Here is a 16,783-nt window from a genome sequence, read left to right on the forward strand (position 1 = left end):
TTCTTTTTTTGCGTCGGCGAGACGGAGCCAATATGGTTTCCAATCCTATAATGATGGGAAACAGGGAGATCGGCGTTGTTTCCGCGCATTCGTGAAATCACCGATGCCTTTGGTGGCCGCCTGCGCGTGAGCGTCGAGGAGCATCCTTCGGGTGCGTTGATCGTGGTCGAGCGCCCCGATCTGCAGGGCCGCCCGCGCATCCTGCTGGACGGCTATGGGGTGGACGTGCTGGCCGGCTATATCATGTCCGCGCGGCTCTCGGTGCCGCAGGGGCTGCCCGACGAGCATGTCGACGGCATGTTTGCCACCCGCTTCCGCCTCGAGCTGGATCCGAGCGCCGCGCTGGTGCTCAGCCAGGAAGGCATGGCCGGGCTGGAGGTGGCCGCGACGTTCTGGGACCGGCTCTATGCCGAGCTCTGCATCGTCGCCGCACATGCGCGCGAACTTACCCGCCGCGCCGAAGCGCGGGTGCATTGAGGCGCCCCAGCGGCGAGCGATAATGGGGGCCGCGCCGAAGGGGCTGCGTCCGCTTGCCAAATCAACCTGAAGGAACGTGTCGTGAGGGCGGTGCAGACGCTGCGCCGGCTTCCTGGGCCTCTTGCTGCATTCACCGCCTGGGGCACGTCAGAGTCGGGTTCGCCGGTCTTCCAACGACATCAAAGGCGTGGTCGCGTCGCCGGCGGCGCACGGCTTGCGGGCGGCAGGAGGGCAGAAGGCGATTGATCGAGATCCCGTCGCTGGCGCCTCTGACTATTCGCAGGGCCGAAATGCGAGCGGCAGGCCAGTTGGGGGGAACTGGCCTGCCGCTATGCCGAGCGGGGGGTGCCCGGCAGATTTGGGAGCGCGAGGATCGTGAGGGGATCGGAACGTCCTCGCTGCTCCTGTTTCCGTTATATCGCGATTCTGGTCGGAAGAGAAACGAAACTCGCGGGTTTGAGCTACCGGATTTGTACTTAGGCTAAAGCACCTAAGCGTTGCTACGGATCACGCCGATTATTTCTGGATGCGCAAGATCATGCTGGTCGGGTATTGGGCGCCGTTGACTGAAACCACTGGAACACCATTGGCCATCTGGACATCATCCACCTTGCCGATGACCTTCGCCGTCGTGGTGATCTTGGCACCGGCATCGGTCGTTCCGGTCAATTGCAGCTGATACAGGCCGGGATCGACTTTCTTGCCGGTGCTGGTGGTGCCGTCCCAGCTGAACTGGCCGGTCTTGCCGCTTACCGTCGTCTTGAAGGTGTCGACCTTGGTGCCCTTCGCGTCAAGCACGGTGGCCGTGAGCCCGGTGATCGCGTTGGTCGCACTCCATTCCCACTGCGCCGGCGTGGTGGCGGAGAGGCCCGCCTGGTCGGAATCGAGCTGCACCGGCTGGCCGATCATCGACGAGCTCGAGGTGAGCGACGCCATGTTGAGGCTCGACAGGATCGAATTGAGTGTCTTGGTCTGCGAGATCGACTGTTCGACCTGCGAATACTGCACCAGCTGCTGCGTGTACTGGGTGCTGTCCATCGGGCTCAGCGGATCCTGGTTCTGCATCTGCGTGGTGAGCAGCTTCAGGAACAGGTTGTAGTCGGCGGTGAGCTTCGAGGAGGCCGCATCGGCGGTGCCCTGCGCAGCGCTGGCCGAGCCGGTGGCGGAAGAAACGAGGGTCATGCGCTACTCCTAGGCGATGAGATCGACCTGGCCGTCGCCGCGGATCTGGCGATAGGCGGCCGGCTGGGGTTCTTGGGCGTCGCGGAACTGCTGGTTGCCGCCGCGCGACTGTTGCTGGAACGCCGACTGGCCGTTCGCGCCGCTGCCGCTGCTGCTGCCATCGCGGCTTTCGAAGCGGAAGCTGCCGGCATCGTTGCGGATGCCCGCCTGGTCCAGCGCACGACCGAGTTCGGGTGCGTCCTGGCGTAGCAGGCTGAGGGTGTGCTGGCTCTCGGCGCGCATCGTCGCTTGGACGCGGCCCTTGTCGTCAAAGGCGAGCGTAACCTCGACGCGGCCGAGTTCCGCCGGGTTCAGCCGGACGCGGAGCGTATCCTCGCCGGCATCGACCTTGCGGGCGATCTCGACGCCCAGGCCACGACCGAGTTCGCCGGGCCGGGCGTGGATCACCGGCTCGTTGGCGGCGGGCACTGGGGCAGGCGTCGCGGCCGCTGTCGCGGTAGCGGCCGAGGGTGCGAAGGCGGCTGCATTGGGCGTCGCCGGGCCCGTGCCCGTGCTCGCCCGGCCGGTATCGGCGGTGGCGAGTTGCTGGGCGAAGTTCTGTTGTCCGGTGTCGCCGCCGCCATTGTTCCTGGCGTCGCCGGTGTCGGGCTTGGCACCGCCGTCCAGGCGAAGCTCGGCGACCTTCGCGTCGCCATCGGTCCCGGTCGAAGGTGCACCGGGCAACTGGGGCCCGGCTTCGGCCTTGGTGATCCGGCCTGCCGCCTGCGAAGAGGGCTTGTCGGTCGAAGCGGTTTGGACCATCGGCTGCGCGACCGGTGCGACCTGCGCCACTGCCATGGGCTGCGGTACCGCTGCTGCCGCGGCGCCGGCGTCGGGCGGCGGCAGCAATGCGCCTGCCGGATCCGGCCCGGTATTTTCGTTGGCGGTGCGGTTCGCCTTCGTGCCGAGCTTGCCCGGCTGCGGTGCGCGCGGGTTGGCGGACGTCTCGGTCGGCTCTGCCGCGACCGCCAGTGTGACCGGCGCGTCCCCCGGCAGCGCGACGTCCGTAGTGTTCGCGACCGGCGCAATCACGGGCTGCGCCGTCTGGGGCGTCGCCTTGGGCGGGGTCGCGGTCGTTGTTGCGCTGGGGACGGGTTCCGCCGCGATCACCGGCACCGCGTCCGGCGTGGCAGGCGTGAGAACGGGGGCGGCGGAGTCGGTGGCGGGCTCAGACGCGCTGCCGCCAGGGGCGGTCGCATTGGCCAGCGCCTTTGCGACCGCATCGGCGAGCGGATTGCCCCCCTTGGCCACCGGCGGCGCGACGGCGACGGGTGCGGCCGTGGCGAGCAACTGCGCCATCGCCACCTGCGGCTTGTCTCCGGGCAGGGACATGGTCGGCTCGGTCGCGAGCGGCAGCAGCGGGGCGTTGGTATCCGCGGTCAGCAGCGGCGCGCCGGGTTGGCCATTGCCGAGGAGGCCGAAGCTCGGCTGACCCTGTCCATCCACACCGGCAACCGCGCCGAGCAGACCGGCAAAGCCGGAACCCGGGGCGCCATCAGCGGCGCCTCCCTGCGAGGCAGGCGCGGCGAAAGGAAAGCCGATGTTCGTGACGTTCATGCGATCGCCTCATGCGCACGGCCGGAACGTGGCCGTTCCAAACCATTATAGGATGGTCGCCGGGGCAACCGTTCAACCTCAGGCAATTACCCCGAGCGCGCGGATGCGGGCACGGGCGTGGATCTCGTTCTGCGACAGCACCACGGTCGCCGGGCGGACGCGCTCGATGATCGAGCGGACGAACGGCCGGATCGACGGGTTGGTGAGCAGGCAGGGGATTTCGCCGTCCTGCGCGAGCCGGTCATAGGTTTCGCGCACTGCGCCGATGAACTGCTGCAGCGCGGACGGGGCCATCGCCAGCTGGCGATCGTCGCCCGCGCCGAGGATGCTGTCGGCGAATGCCTGGTCCCAGTCGGCCGACAGCGTCACCACGGGGATCGCGTCGCCGCGCACCTGCTGCGCGCTGATCTGGCGGGCGAGGCGGCTGCGGACATGCTCGGTGATGGTCGTCAGATTGTTGCTGAGCGGTGCCGATTCCGCGATGCCTTCGAGGATCGTTGGGATGTCGCGGATCGAGATCCCCTCCGCCAGCAGGTTCTGCAGGATGCGCTGCACGCCCGAGACCGAGACCTTGCCGGGGATGATGTCGGCCACCAGCTTTTCCGATTCCTTGTGGACTTCGGTCAACAGCTTCTGCGTCTCGGTGTAGGAGAGCAGGTCGGCGATATTTTCCTTCACCAGCTCGGTCAGGTGTGTCGCGATGATGGTGCCGCAATCGACCACGGTGAGGCCGCGGAAATTGGCTTCGTCGCGCAGTTCGCGATCGATCCACAGCGCGGGCAGGCCGAATACCGGCTCCTTGGTCTGGTCGCCGGGCAGGCCGACCGGGCCGCCGCCGGGATTGATCAGCAGCAGCTTTTCCAGCTTGATCTCGCCGCGCGCCGCCTCGGTTTCCTTGATCGAGATGACATATTCGTTGGGCTTCAGGCCCATATTGTCGATGATCCGCACCGACGGCAGCACGAAGCCATATTCGGTCGCCATCTGGCGGCGCAGCGCGCGCACCTGATCGTCGAGACGCGGCTCGCGGGTGTCGTCGTTGATCATCGGCAGCAGCGCGTAGCCGATCTCGATGCGCACGGCGTCGATCGCGAGCGTCTCGGCGATGGGCTGCTCGACGACCTGCGCCTGGGCGACTTCCTGCGCCGCCCGCAGCCGCTCCTGTGCGGACTTGGCGGTGGCGCGCTTCGACATTTCCCAGGCAACCCAGCCGGACAGCGCGGAGAAGGCCGCGAAGGGGATGAAGGGCAGGCCCGGCATGAGCGCCAGCGCGCCCATCAGGAACGAGACCATCCCGAACGCCTTGGGGTAGCGGCCGAGCTGGTCGCCGAGCGCGGCGCCGGTCTTGCCCGCCACGCCGCCCTTGGAGACGAGCAGGCCGGCGGCGGTCGACACGATCAGCGCCGGGATCTGGCTGACCAGGCCGTCGCCGGCGGTGAGCACGGTATAGGTGCGGAACGCCTCGCTGATCGGCACGCCGTGCTCGATCACGCCGATGCCCAGGCCGACGACGATGTTGATCGCGGTGATCAGCAGGCCCGCAACGGCATCGCCCTTCACGAACTTCGAGGCACCGTCCATCGCGCCGTAAAAGCCGCTTTCGGCCTCGACGTCGGCGCGGCGCTGCTTGGCCTGTTCCTCGTTGATCATGCCGGCGGAGAGATCGGCGTCGATCGCCATCTGCTTGCCGGGCATCGAGTCGAGGCTGAAGCGCGCAGCGACTTCGGCGATGCGGCCGGCACCCTTGGTGATGACGACGAAGTTGATCACCACCAGGATCATGAAGATGGTGAGGCCGATGATGGTCTCGCCGCCCATCAGGAACTCGCCGAACGCGCCGATCACGCCGCCGGCAGCATCGGGGCCTTCATGGCCGTGACCGAGGATCAGGCGGGTCGAGGCGAGGTTGAGGCCCAGCCGCAACATCGTCGCGATCAGCAGGATCGTCGGGAAGGCGCTGAGCTCCAGCGGCTTCTCGATGAACAGCGCCGTCATCAGGATCATCACCGAAAGGGTGATCGACAGGGCAAGCCCCATGTCGAGCATCCAGCCCGGCATCGGCAGGATCAACATCGCGATGATCGCGATCACGCCGCCGGCGAGCGCCATGTCGCGGTTGGCGCCGATCCGCTGGAAGAAGTTCAGGACGACGGGAGGCATGGGCTGCTACCGGAAAAGGGGATCAGGGCGCGGGCGAGACGGCGATGCCGGCTTCGATGAAGCTGCGCAGCTTGTTGCGCATCGTCCGGACCGAAATGCCGAGGATGTTCGACGCCGAGGTGCGGTTGCCGTGGCAGCGCTCGAGCGTCTGCAGGATCAGCTCGCGCTCCACTTCCTCCACCGTACGGCCGACCAGGCCGTTGATGTCGAGCGGGTTGGCATCGGCATTGAGCTCGGCCAGCGGCGTTCCGTCGGCGCGCACTAGGTCGCCGGGCGTGATCGCGGCGCCGCGGCCGAGCAGGATGGCGCGATGCACCGTCTCGTCCAGCTCGCGGATATTGCCCGGCCAGCTGTAGCGCTGGAGCAGCACCAGCGCCTCGTCGGTGAAGGCGCGCGGGGGCAGGCCGTCGACCTCGGCATGGCGCTTGGCGAAATAGCGGGCGAGCGCGAGGATGTCCTCGCCACGGGCACGCAGCGGCGGCACTTCGACGCGTACCAGGCCCAGCTGCACCAGAAGATCGGCGCGGAACGTGCCGCTCTCGACCAGCGCATCGAGGCTGAGGCTCGAAGTGGCGATGAGGCGGGCGTGGAAGGGGATGAGCTCGGTGCCGGCGAGGCGGCGGAACTGGTGCTTCTGCAGCACGTCGTGCAGCTTGGCCTGGAGCGCCGGCGAAAGCATGCCGACCTCGCGGAGCAGCACAGTGCCATGTCCGGCCTTCTCCAGCCGGCCGATGCGGCGGGCGACGGCGCCGGGGAAGGCGCCGGCTTCATGGCCGAACAGTTCGGAATCGAGCACGTCGGGCGCGACGCCGGCGCATTCGGCGACGAGCATCGGCTGCGGCCGGCCCGAGGCATCGTGTACCGCGCGCGACATCATTTCCTTGCCGCTGCCCTTTTCGCCGGTGATCAGCACCGGTGCAGCGCTGGGCGCGATCCCGGCGGCGAGCGACAGCGCGCGGGCCAGCGCCGGATGACCGCCGATCCAGGCCGGCGCCTTGCGCTCGACCACCGAGGCGATCGCGGCGGCGATCAGCTCGCGCTGCGGTGGGAGCGGCACATAGTCGCGCGCACCGGCGCGGATCGCCGCCACCGCACGCTCGGCCGGGGCATCGATGCCGCAGGCCAGCACGGCGATGGTGAAGCGTTCGGCGCGGATACTCGCCATGAAGCCGGCGATGTCCGCCTCGACGTCGATCATCACCAGATCGGCGCCGCCCTGGCGCAGCTCGACCAGGCCGTCGGTCGGCGTATCGGCCATGGCGACTTCGGCGCCGGCGCTGCGCGCCAGCTCGGCCGCCAGGCGGAACTCGCTGCCCGGCGCGCCGATCAGGAGCATGCGGATAGAGTTTGCCATCAGCGATCGGGCCGCACGATTTCGGTGAGCGTCACGCCCAGCGCGTTGTCGATCAGGACGACTTCGCCGCGGGCGATCAGCCGATCATTGACGAAGATGTCGACCGGTTCGCCGACCCGGCGATCCAGTTCGAGCACCGTGCCCGAGCTGAGCGCGAGCAGGTCGCCGATCGGCATCCGTGCGCGGCCGAGCACTGCCTGCACCTTGACCGGCACGTCGTGCACGGCTTCCAGGCCAGCGCTGGCAGCATGCGGGTCGGGCGCGCTGCCCGGCAGTTCGAAATCCTCGAAATCCGGAACGGGCGCCGGCTGGGGCTCGGGGCCGTCGGACGGGATGATGTCATGGGGATCGATCGTCATCTGCTAAAATCCTATGCGTTCATCCACTGGCGGATCACCGAAGCGGCCTCGGGCGGGCTCGCCGCGATGGCCGATCCGATCCGCTTGAGGGCGGAGAGCTTGATCCGCCCATCCACCTGGGCGAGGGCGATTTCCTGATCGAGCAGCGCAGTTTCGGGCGAGGCCATCTGCTCGAGCTGTTCGAGCGCGTCGGGGTCGCCGTCGGCAGCACGGGCGGTGAGCAGGCGCATCTCTTCCGACTGCTGCTGCGCTTCGAGCGCGGTCATCTCCGGCTCGATCGCCAGCGGCTCCGGCTTGGGCTTGAGCATGCGCAGGGCGAGCAGGCCGACGCCGGCGATCAGCGCGAGCTGGAGGAAGGTCCAGATCTTGTCCATCGGCAGCTTGGAGAGGAAGCTTTCCTTGCCTTCGTCGACCGGCACGGCCGAGAAGGGCATGCTTTCCACCACCACGCTGTCGCCGCGCTGGGTATCGATGCCGACCGCGTTCTCCACCAGGCGCTGCAGGCGCTGGATCTGTTCAGCCGGCAGGCCCTTGGGGCCGCCATCGACCATCACCGCGACGGTGAGGCGGGTGACCTTGCCCGGCGCGCGCAGCGTGACCGTCTTGGTCGAGCTGTTCGAATAGGTGGTGTCTTCCGAGGTCTGGTTGCTGGCCGACTGGCGCGAGCTGCCGGGGGCGGCCGGGTTGGCCTTGGCATCGGGCAGCTGGTTGGCGACCGAGGTGGTCTGCGGCCCGGCTTCGCTTTCCTTGTTCTGGTCGCCGGTCTCGACGCTCACCTGGCGGGCGACGACCTGCTTGTCGGGATCGTAGACGTTCGCTTCCTCGCGCGTCTGGTCGCGGTCGATCTGCGCGGAGACTTCGGCGCGGACCTTGCCCTCGCCGACAATCGGCTGGAGCAGCGCCTCGATCTCGTCGCGCAGCTTGCCTTCGACCGCCTGCTGGCGCTCATCGGCATCGGCGGCGCCGGCGGTATCGGGGTCGCCCGCGCGGGCGAGCAGCGCGCCGGTCTGGTCGACGACCGAGACTGCGTCGGGCGACAGCTCGGGGACCGACGAGGAAACGAGATAGCGGATCGCGGCGATCTGCTCGGAGCCCATATGGCCCTTGGTCTTCACCGTCACTGCGGCGGTCGCCTTGCGGCTCTCGTTGGCGAACATCGCCCGCTCGGGCATCACGATGTGGACGCGGGCGGCGGTGACGTTCTGGATCGTCTGGATCGACTTGGCCAGCTCGCCCTCGATCGCGCGCGTCTCGTTCATCTTGGCGCGGCTGGCGGAGACGCCGAAGGGCTGTTCCGCGTCGAGCACCTCATAGCCGATCTTGCCGCCCAGCTTCTCGCCGGCCATGCTCATCCGCAGCTGGGCAAGCTTGTCCTCGGGCGCCATGATCGCGGTGCCGTCGGCGGAGAGCGTGTAGGGCACGTTCTGCGCCTTCAGCTTCTCGGTGATCGTCGAGGCCGCGGCGGGATCGAGATCGGTGTAGAGATAGCCCATGTTGGACTTGGAGCTGGTCATCGCGACGACGGTCAGCGCCGCCAGCAATGCGAACGCAACGCCGCCCATCAGTGCGAGCCGCTTGGTGCCGAGTTGCGTCACCAGATTCTTGATCGCTTCCAAAGCCGCCCCATGCACTAGCTACGGGGCGCGGAATGCCCCTTGTTGTTAGCTTTATAGAAAGCGGGCGGGGCGGCAGTTTCTGCCGGGTGGGAATTTTTTGCCTAGGGTGGGGCTGCGCGATCGCCACCACCGAAGTTTAGGAAGTTTAGGCGTGCGCGCGTCTCGGCGGGTCTCGCATGGGGCAGACCTGAGCATGCCAGGCGCGGGAAGTTTATGCCCGGGGAGATTCGGCGCGTGCTGTCCGCCGCGATACAGGCCGAGGCCGCGAAGCATGTCGCTTCGCCCGCACGAAGAGGGGACCAAACAGTATCAAAGAGCACGGCCGACGTCGGAAGGACGTGAACATATAGTGAACATCGTAGACTGCACAAGACTATGCCGGCCGCATCTGAGGCGGCATAGCTGCCATTATCGCGCTTTGCTGACTGCCGCGGATGCGGCAACGGCGGGGTGGGCATAGCGCGCTAGACTTCGAACTCTGATATAGTGCCCGCATGCGCCAAGTGGCGGGGGACCCCATGCTATGAACAAGCTATCCGTGATCATCGCGATTGGGTTAGCACAAACAGGAGCAATGGCCGCACATGCCCCGAGGGAAGCAGCTGATCGCCAGGCACTTCAGCAGACGAGCATAGCTATTCGTACTGCGTTCGCAGATGGCAACGTGAAAGCCATCATGGCCTATCACTATCCCCAGGTGGAAAAGTCATTCGGCCCTGATAGCCGGGTGGTTGGTAAGGCCGCTGTTGAAGACGACGTGGCCAACACGCTTAAAGTCTTCCGCTTGAACTTCGTAGAGAACAACGTCGAGTCGTTGGCTATACGAGGGGACACCGCCATTGAGGTCACTCGGTTTTTGATCCAAGGTACGCCCCGTGGCGAGGGCAAGCCATTCACTTTTCGCGGACGTACACAAGTCGTTTATGTCCGTTATGCTGCAAGTCCAACTGGCTGGGCTGTATTTCGCGAGCTCATCCAGCCTGCTACGTGATTTCTTCTCGCTGCACGATGCACAAAGGCGCTATACCGGATAGCGGGTTTTGGCATCGCCAGTCTACGACCTGAACGGCCGAAATTGGGTGTGCGCGGACAAGTTGCCGGCGCGCCGCCGTGCGGTCCGGCCACCTGCGCCTGCGGGCGGCGCCGCGTCAGCCTCGACGGGCGTTGAGTGCGCGGACCAGGGTTTCGGCGCGGCCATGGCCGACGCGTTCGTACGAGAAGTCCGGGGCTTCCAGCGCTGCCGCGCGGCCCAGCTTCTCGCGGTAATCGACGTCGTCCGCCAGGCGGGTCATCGCCGCGGCGAGCGCTTCGGGGTCCATCGCCGGTACGATGATGCCGTTCTCGCCGTCGCGGACCAGCCGCCCGGCGCCCATCCGGGTGGTGATCGTCGGCAGCCCCATCGCCGCCGCCTCGCAGGTCACCTGCGGGCCGCCTTCCTCGATCGTCGGGAAGACGAACACGTCCACTTCGCTGAGCAGCTGCGCGATATCGGATACGAAGCCGAGGTGGCGGATCTTGCCGCCCTCCATCGCCGTGGCGAGCGGCCCTGCCACCAGCGGATCGGCATGGCCGGCGAGCAGCAGCTCGGCGTCGAGGTCTGCCAGCTTCCACGCATCGAGCAGGTCCAGGAAGCCCTTGCGCACTTCCATCGTGCCGAGGAACAGGTAGCGCACCGGCCGGCCATGGGTCCGCTTCTGAGGCGGATTGGTGAAGGCGTGCGAATCGAAACCGAAGGCGGTCGGCTCGATCTTGTGATCGGCGATGCCCATCTGGCGCAGCGAGTTCTCGACCTCGTTGTTCGACGCGAAGATCAGGTCGAAATGGGTCAGTTCCTCGTCTTCCGCTTCCACCTTGTCCCAGGTGATCACCGGATATTCGCCCAACCCGCGCCGGCCATAGGCCTCGTCGAGCAGCGGCTTGGCGATGCGGCACGGATTGTTGATCATCTCCCGCGCCATCACGAAGCCGCGGCTGCGCGCTTCCTTGAGCAGCGACACCGGTGCGTGGGGCCAGAAGTACAGGATCACCTTCTCGGGATCGGCGGTCTTCAGCGCGCGCGAGAAGCTGCGCAGCAGGGTGGTCTTCGCATAATGCCGGGTAAAGCGCCACGGCAGCGGCCGCAGCGGGCGGGGCAGGGTGCGGTGGACGGCGACTTCGGGGGCGAGCGGGCGATTGGCGCGGGGCGTCAGCAGCTCGGCCTTGAGGCCGGCGGTGTGAAACTGATTCAGGATGAGAGAGCAGCTGCGTCCAGGACCTCGGATATTGTCGAGATCCATGAACGTAAGCGCGGAAAACAGGCTTTGCCCATTCTGACCGCGCTCAAGAGAAACTACTTCCTCCATCCGCCCCCCTTGTGTTCGCGAGCAATCTCAAAATATCGGAATTTTGACACGAACCCCGCGTCAGATGGGGTCGGAGCCAGCGGCGGCCAGACGCGTTCTTCGGCGCACGCGTCATCATCTGACTAGAAAATTACATCACGCTTCCCTCAGGGGCGACGCATAATGGAGATGACGCATCCTAGCAAGATGTTAGGGAAACGCGCTTTCGTCCGGTTTTGCGGTGTGGCGGGCGCTGGGCGGGACAATCGCAAGGAACTTTGTTGCGGTGCATGAAAATCGGCGCCAAGGCCCGGCTTCGCGATGGTTGGGCGGCACGAAAAGGGCATGGATGTGAACAGACGCAATTTCGCCGCGGGGCTGGCGACTCTGCTACTCGCCGACCGCGCGGCGGCGGCAACCGCTACGGATGGCGACATCGCCGCCGGCGCGGTGAGCCTCACCTATGACGACGGCCTGCCCTCGCATCTCGACGTTGCGGTGCCGGCGCTGGAGCGGCGGGGCTTGCGCGGCACCTTCTATGTTACCTGGGAAAATATCGCCGCGCGCGCCGACGATTGGGCCGGGCTGCCCGCGCGGGGGCACGAGCTTGGCGCCCATACCGTGCATCACCCGTGCAATATCGGCCAGCTCGATGCACGCAGCTTCGCGGACCGCGAGTTCCGGCCGGTCGAGACGTGGCTGGACCGCGTCGCGGGGCCGGGCAGGGCGCGCGACTTCGCCTATCCGTGCGATGTCACCAATCTCGGGCCGGGATCGCCCAACGCGCAACGCGCGCGCTACGAGGCGATGCTGCGGGGCCTGGGGATCCGGAGCGCGCGCAACAGCGAAGGGCCGCCCAATCCGGCCGACTGGGTGCGGCGCCATCCGTTCCGGCTGCAGGCGCTCGCGGTCGGCTATGATGCCCAGCCGCTCGACGTGTTCAACTATCTCCAGCGGGCGCGGGTCGAGCGGCGCTGGGCGATCCTGGTCTTCCACCAGGTGGGCGGCGGTCCGGAGAGCGACGGCGCGGTGACCGCCACACAGCACGACGCCCTGCTCGACATGGTGCTGGCGAGCGGGCTCGCCTCCCGGACGGTGGGCGAGCAGATGCGTAGCCTGGGCGCGTAAAGCGGGGCCTGTGCCCCGCACCTCAGTGCAGCAACAGGCTTTCCAGCTCGGCCGCGACGGCGTCGCGGCGCTGCTGCGCGTTGAGCGCGAGGCCGCCCTCGTCCCAGTTGATCAGCGCGTCGCCCAGGGCCAGCGTGGCATCGGGCGCGACGCTGAGGTTCAGCCGGCGGCGGTCCTTGGACTGGCGGTCGGCAATCTTCGCTTCGATGTCGTCGACCAGATCGGGGTGGACGCGAACCTGCAACTCGGTACCGCGCGCCACCTGGCCGAGCACGCGGCCGATCGCTGCGTCGATCGCGTCGCCCGGCGCCCGCTCGAGCGCGCGCGCGGCGATGTGGTCGGCGGCGGCGAGCGCGACTTCGGTCGCCTCGCTGGTCACCCGCTCGGCGATTTCGGTGAACTGTGCGTCGATCACCTCGATGCCGGCGTGCAGCGCGTCGACGGCGCTCAGCAGCGCCACCTCGCGCTCGGCGCGCGCCTGGGCGAGCCCGGCCTCATAGCCTTCGGCACGGGCCTGATCGATCACCGCCTGCTGATCGGCCTTGAGCAACGCGAGCTCGGCGCGCAGCGCGGCGAGCTCGATCAATGCGTCCTCGTCGACCAGCTTCTTGTCCGGCACGGGGGCCGAAAACACGCGGTCGAAGGCAAAACGTTCGACATGGATGCCCATGCGGCCATGCTCCTCAGATGATCATTGCGTCGTCGGACTTGGGATCGACCAGCAGGATCTCGCCGCGATCGGCGAGGTCCTTGGCCAGGCGGACGAGGCTCGACTGCGCCTCTTCGCAATCCCGCGCGCGCACCGGGCCCATGCCGGCCATGTCCTCGCGCATCAGCTTGGCGGCGCGCTCGGTCATCGCGTTGAAGAACATCTGCTTCAGCTGATCCGGGGCACCCTTCAGCGCCAGCGCCATCTCGCGCTTGTCGGCGTTGCGGACGATCGAGGCGATCGCCGGCGGCAGCAGGTTGGCGAGATCCTCGAAGGTGAACATCAGCGCGCGGATGCGCTCGGCGCTTTCCGGCGCCTTGGCGTCGAGCGCGGTGAGCATCGCTTCCTCGGTCGAGCGATCGAGCGAGTTGAACAGCTCGGCCATGCTCTCGTGTGGATCGCGCTTCTGCGAGCGGGAGAGGTTGGTCATGAACTCGGTCTTGAGCGACTGCTCGACCTGGTTGATCACTTCCTTCTGCACCGTGTCCATCCGCAGCATGCGCATGATGACGTCGACGGCGAAGTCGCGCGGCAGTTCGGCCAGCACGCGCGCGGCATGGTCGGGGCGCAGCTTCGACAGGATCACGGCGACGGTCTGCGGATATTCCTGCTTCAGCGCACCCGCGAGCACGGTTTCGGAGACGTTGGACAGCTTGTCCCACATCGTCCGGCCGGAGGGACCACGGATATCCTCCATGATCTCCTTCACCTTGTCGTTCGGCAGAATGCCGGCAAGCAGGCGTTCGGTGGTTTCGTAGCTGCCGTGGAGCGAGGCCATGCTCGCCACTTCGCCGGTGAACTGGACGAGCAGATATTCGACGACCGTGCTCGGGATGCGGCCCAGGCCGGCGATCGTCGAGGAAAGCTCCTTGATCTCGTCCGTGGACAGCTGGTCCCAGATCGGCGCGCCATGTTCCTTGCCCAAGGCGAGCATCAGCGCGGCCGCGCGTTGCGGGCCGGAGAATTTCTTCAGTTCGGGCGGTTCGCCCACCGTGGCGACAGAAGCCATGCTCATCCCTGCAGAAAATGGTCCGCGCACGCCGCCAGGCACGCGCTTCCCTCTATTATAGACTTGTTAGGGGAAGGGACGGATCGGACCATGGTTAATTTATCGGCAAATCTCATCGGCCTGAGTTTGCTCACCGGCCAGAATTCGTTCACGAGCGACATGACGACGCCCACCTTCGAGAGCAAGGCGGTGCGCGCGGCCAAGGCGCAGTTCAACGCGTCCCCGACCACCCCGCCGTGGAAGGACAAGAACGGCACCGCCACCTCGTCGCAGCTGACCTCGATCCTCGCGTCGCGCACGCTGATCGACACGCCGAACACGGACAGTGCCGGCAATCTGCTGACCGCCGACGTCAAGACCACCTTCACCACCTTCAAGGCGCTGGACAAGTTGCGCGTGCTGGCCGAAGCCGCGAGCGACAAGACGACGTCGGACGCGCAACGCGCCCAATATCAGAAGGCCTTTGCCAAGGGGCTGTCCGATCTCCAGAACTACCTGGTCAATTCGCCGTCGGACAAGGTCAACGTTGCCTTTGGCAAGCCCACCACGACCACCACGACCGCTGCGATCGCGGCCACCGATGCGTATGAAACGGTTGGCAAGCCGCTGGTCAAGAAGAGCGACGATCCGCTGCCCGGGCTGACCGGCAGCGAGCAGTTCACCGTCTCGGTCAAGCGCGGTACCCAGTCGCAGACCTTCACGATCGACCTGTCGCAGGGCCCCCAGCCGCCGACCGTGAAATCGGTGGCGGATGCGTTCAATGCGCAGCTCACGTCCGTACTGTCCTATAACGACGACGGCACGGTCCGCACCGACAGCAAGGGCCAGCCGATCACCAAGTGGAACGCCCGGTTCGAACCCAAGTTCGACAACGGCATGTGGAGCCTTGCGCTCTCGACGCCGGACGGGGTGGAGCAGGTGTCCGTCGACCAGATCGGCGCCAAGGATTCACTGGTCGTCTCGGCGGGCCAGACGCCGCTCGACTCACCGACTGCCGATCAAGTCTTTCGTCTCAACGACCCGGCCGGGGCTAACACCAAGGCGACCATGGGCACGATCCAGGCACTGGATCGCGCTGCGACGGCGCAGAACGAAGCGGCGGGCAAGACGACCAACGTCACCACCGCAACCGAGGGTCCGGACGGCAAGGTCAGCCTCAGCACCACCAAGACGAGCAACGTCTACGCCAGCACCAATGCCGCGGCGGTGGCGACCGATGCGCAGGGCTTCACCTATGTCGTCGGTACCACCAAGGGCGACCTCGGCGCCAATCTTTCCGACGGCGATGACGGCCTGTTCCTCACCAAGATGGACAGCGGCGGCAAGGTCGTGTGGCAGCGCAACCTCGGCGCGTCGGGATCGGCGACGGGCGCTGGCGTTTCGGTCGGCTCCGATGGCAGCGTCTATGTCTCGGGCACGGTGACGGGCAACTTCAACAACATCACCTCCGACGGCGACATGGTCGTCGCGAAATATGCCGCCAATGGCGACGAGCAATATTCCACCGTGGTGCATGCGTTGGGCAGCGACACCGCGCGCGCGATGGCGGTCGGCGCCGATGGCACGGTGTACGTCGGCGGCCGCACCGCCAACGAGGACGGCGGCGACGTGATGGTGGCGCGGATCGACGCGAACGGCAAGATCGCCGAGCGCCGCACGATCAACAGCGGCGGCAGCGACAACATCAGCGGCCTTGCGCTGGACAAGGACGGCAACCTGCTGGCGCTCGTCTCCGGCCAGGGCGCGGCCAGCGTCATGAAGATGCAGGCGACGTCGCTCGCCACCGACCTCGGCAGCATCAGCCTGGGCAGTGCCGATGCGCGCGCGCTCGCGGTGGCGGCGGACGGCACGATCGCCGTGGGCGGCGCGACCGCCAGCGCGATCGCGGGCAGCCAGGCCAATGCGATGAGCGGCGGTCGCGACGGCTTCGTGACGCGGATCGACGCGGGGCTCAGCAGCGCGACCACCACCTATATCGGCACCGGCGCCGATGACCAGGTGGACAGCGTCGCGTTCATGGGCGACAGCATCTATGCTGGCGGCCGTACCACCGGCGATCTGGGTGCGACCAAGCGCGGGTCGGTGGACGGCTTCGTCACCCGCATCGATGCAGCATCGGGCACGATCGCCAGCACCAGCCAGTTCGGCCAGATCCAGACCCGGACCGAGCCGGTGCAGGTCGCCGCGGACAAGGGCGGCAGCACGGCGCTCGGCGCGCTCGGCTTCGGCCGTGGCCTGCTCAATCCGTCGGTGTCGGACAAGGTAACGACGCAGACGATGCTGCGGCCCGGCGACTATTTCTCGATCAAGGCGGACGACCTCAGCGTTCGCCGCGTGACGATCGAGAAGGACGATACGCTGAAGACGATCGCCGACCGGATCCAGGGCATGATCGGCGCGTCCAAGGGGACGGTCAGCGCGACCGCACTCGATGGCGAGCAGTCGCTGCGCTTCCAGATGAAGGCCGGGCACACGCTCCAGTTGATCGCCGGCAGCGGCGATGCCGATGCACTGGCGAAGCTCGGGGTCGAGCCGCAGCGCATCGCCAACCAGGCGACGGTCTCCGCTTCCGCACCGAAGGTGCGCCCCGGCGGCAACTACGGCCTCGAACTGACCCAATCCCTGAGCCTGGCCTCGATCGACAACGCCAAGGTCGCGCTCGGCAAGATCAACGACGCGCTCTCGATGACGCAGACCGCCTATCGCTCGCTCTACTGGGACGACGGCAAGGCCAAGATCGTCGACGCGACGCCCGCATCGAACAAACCGGCCAGCACCTCGTCCACCGCGGTCGAGCAGGCCCAGCTGAAGAACTATCAGGCAGCGCTGTCGCGCCTTTCCGCCGGCACGCCCCTAACCCTGGGATTCTGAA

The 16,783-nt window shown here is 66.9% G+C and carries 13 protein-coding genes; 4 read left to right on the forward strand and 9 right to left on the reverse strand.

Translation table 11 applies throughout. The features are described 5' to 3' along the window. The first annotated feature begins 75 nt into the window (after positions 1-75). Positions 76-477, forward strand: a complete 402-nt coding sequence (locus tag SAZ01S_RS03435; protein WP_084580091.1) for a hypothetical protein — start codon at positions 76-78, stop codon at positions 475-477. 516 nt (positions 478-993) lie between these two features. On the opposite strand, the gene SAZ01S_RS03440 is transcribed toward SAZ01S_RS03435, so the two are convergent. The 6 genes from SAZ01S_RS03440 to fliF all read right to left on the reverse strand — a co-directional run bounded on the left by SAZ01S_RS03440 (position 994) and on the right by fliF (position 8,744). Beyond that, positions 994-1,659, reverse strand: a complete 666-nt coding sequence (locus tag SAZ01S_RS03440) for a flagellar hook assembly protein FlgD (protein WP_084580093.1) — start codon at positions 1,657-1,659, stop codon at positions 994-996. A 9-nt stretch (positions 1,660-1,668) separates the two neighbouring features. Next, on the reverse strand, positions 1,669-3,255 hold the full coding sequence (locus tag SAZ01S_RS03445) for a flagellar hook-length control protein FliK (protein ID WP_084580095.1): 1,587 nt from the start codon (positions 3,253-3,255) through the stop codon (positions 1,669-1,671). A 78-nt stretch (positions 3,256-3,333) separates the two neighbouring features. Continuing rightward, a complete protein-coding gene (gene flhA, locus SAZ01S_RS03450; RefSeq protein ID WP_084580097.1) occupies positions 3,334-5,415 on the reverse strand; it encodes a flagellar biosynthesis protein FlhA in 2,082 nt (693 codons plus the stop codon). 22 nt (positions 5,416-5,437) lie between these two features. Continuing rightward, positions 5,438-6,769 (reverse strand): sigma-54-dependent transcriptional regulator, encoded by a 1,332-nt coding sequence (locus SAZ01S_RS03455; protein ID WP_084580099.1) that lies wholly within the window; start codon positions 6,767-6,769, stop codon positions 5,438-5,440. Then, positions 6,769-7,128 carry a flagellar motor switch protein FliN gene (gene fliN, locus SAZ01S_RS03460; protein WP_084580100.1) on the reverse strand — a complete coding sequence of 120 codons (360 nt, stop codon included), beginning with the start codon at positions 7,126-7,128 and terminating at the stop codon, positions 6,769-6,771. The genes SAZ01S_RS03455 and fliN overlap by 1 nt, the downstream gene beginning before the upstream one ends. A gap of 11 nt (positions 7,129-7,139) precedes the next feature. After that, on the reverse strand, positions 7,140-8,744 hold the full coding sequence (gene fliF, locus SAZ01S_RS03465) for a flagellar basal-body MS-ring/collar protein FliF (RefSeq protein WP_084580102.1): 1,605 nt from the start codon (positions 8,742-8,744) through the stop codon (positions 7,140-7,142). Positions 8,745-9,267: 523 nt separating this feature from the next. Here fliF and SAZ01S_RS23515 point away from each other — a divergent pair. Beyond that, positions 9,268-9,735: a YybH family protein gene (locus tag SAZ01S_RS23515; protein WP_139809919.1), complete on the forward strand. Its 468-nt coding sequence runs from the start codon at positions 9,268-9,270 to the stop codon at positions 9,733-9,735. A 157-nt stretch (positions 9,736-9,892) separates the two neighbouring features. On the opposite strand, the gene SAZ01S_RS03470 is transcribed toward SAZ01S_RS23515, so the two are convergent. Further along, positions 9,893-11,086 (reverse strand): glycosyltransferase family 4 protein, encoded by a 1,194-nt coding sequence (locus tag SAZ01S_RS03470; protein ID WP_084580104.1) that lies wholly within the window; start codon positions 11,084-11,086, stop codon positions 9,893-9,895. A gap of 330 nt (positions 11,087-11,416) precedes the next feature. On the opposite strand from SAZ01S_RS03470, the gene SAZ01S_RS03475 reads away from it, so the two are divergent. Beyond that, positions 11,417-12,193 carry a polysaccharide deacetylase family protein gene (locus SAZ01S_RS03475; RefSeq protein WP_167693057.1) on the forward strand — a complete coding sequence of 259 codons (777 nt, stop codon included), beginning with the start codon at positions 11,417-11,419 and terminating at the stop codon, positions 12,191-12,193. A 22-nt stretch (positions 12,194-12,215) separates the two neighbouring features. On the opposite strand, the gene SAZ01S_RS03480 is transcribed toward SAZ01S_RS03475, so the two are convergent. Both SAZ01S_RS03480 and SAZ01S_RS03485 read right to left on the reverse strand, forming a co-directional pair. Next, positions 12,216-12,863 carry a FliH/SctL family protein gene (locus SAZ01S_RS03480; RefSeq protein ID WP_084580107.1) on the reverse strand — a complete coding sequence of 216 codons (648 nt, stop codon included), beginning with the start codon at positions 12,861-12,863 and terminating at the stop codon, positions 12,216-12,218. 13 nt (positions 12,864-12,876) lie between these two features. Then, complete coding sequence (locus SAZ01S_RS03485; protein WP_084580386.1) at positions 12,877-13,911, reverse strand: flagellar motor switch protein FliG; 1,035 nt, start codon at positions 13,909-13,911, stop codon at positions 12,877-12,879. 159 nt (positions 13,912-14,070) lie between these two features. On the opposite strand from SAZ01S_RS03485, the gene SAZ01S_RS03490 reads away from it, so the two are divergent. Beyond that, on the forward strand, positions 14,071-16,782 hold the full coding sequence (locus SAZ01S_RS03490; RefSeq protein WP_245824566.1) for an NHL repeat-containing protein: 2,712 nt from the start codon (positions 14,071-14,073) through the stop codon (positions 16,780-16,782). Position 16,783: the final 1 nt, after the last annotated feature.

Origin of the sequence: Sphingomonas azotifigens NBRC 15497 (assembly GCF_002091475.1) — a bacterium.
Taxonomy (GTDB): Bacteria; Pseudomonadota; Alphaproteobacteria; order Sphingomonadales; family Sphingomonadaceae; genus Sphingomonas; species Sphingomonas azotifigens.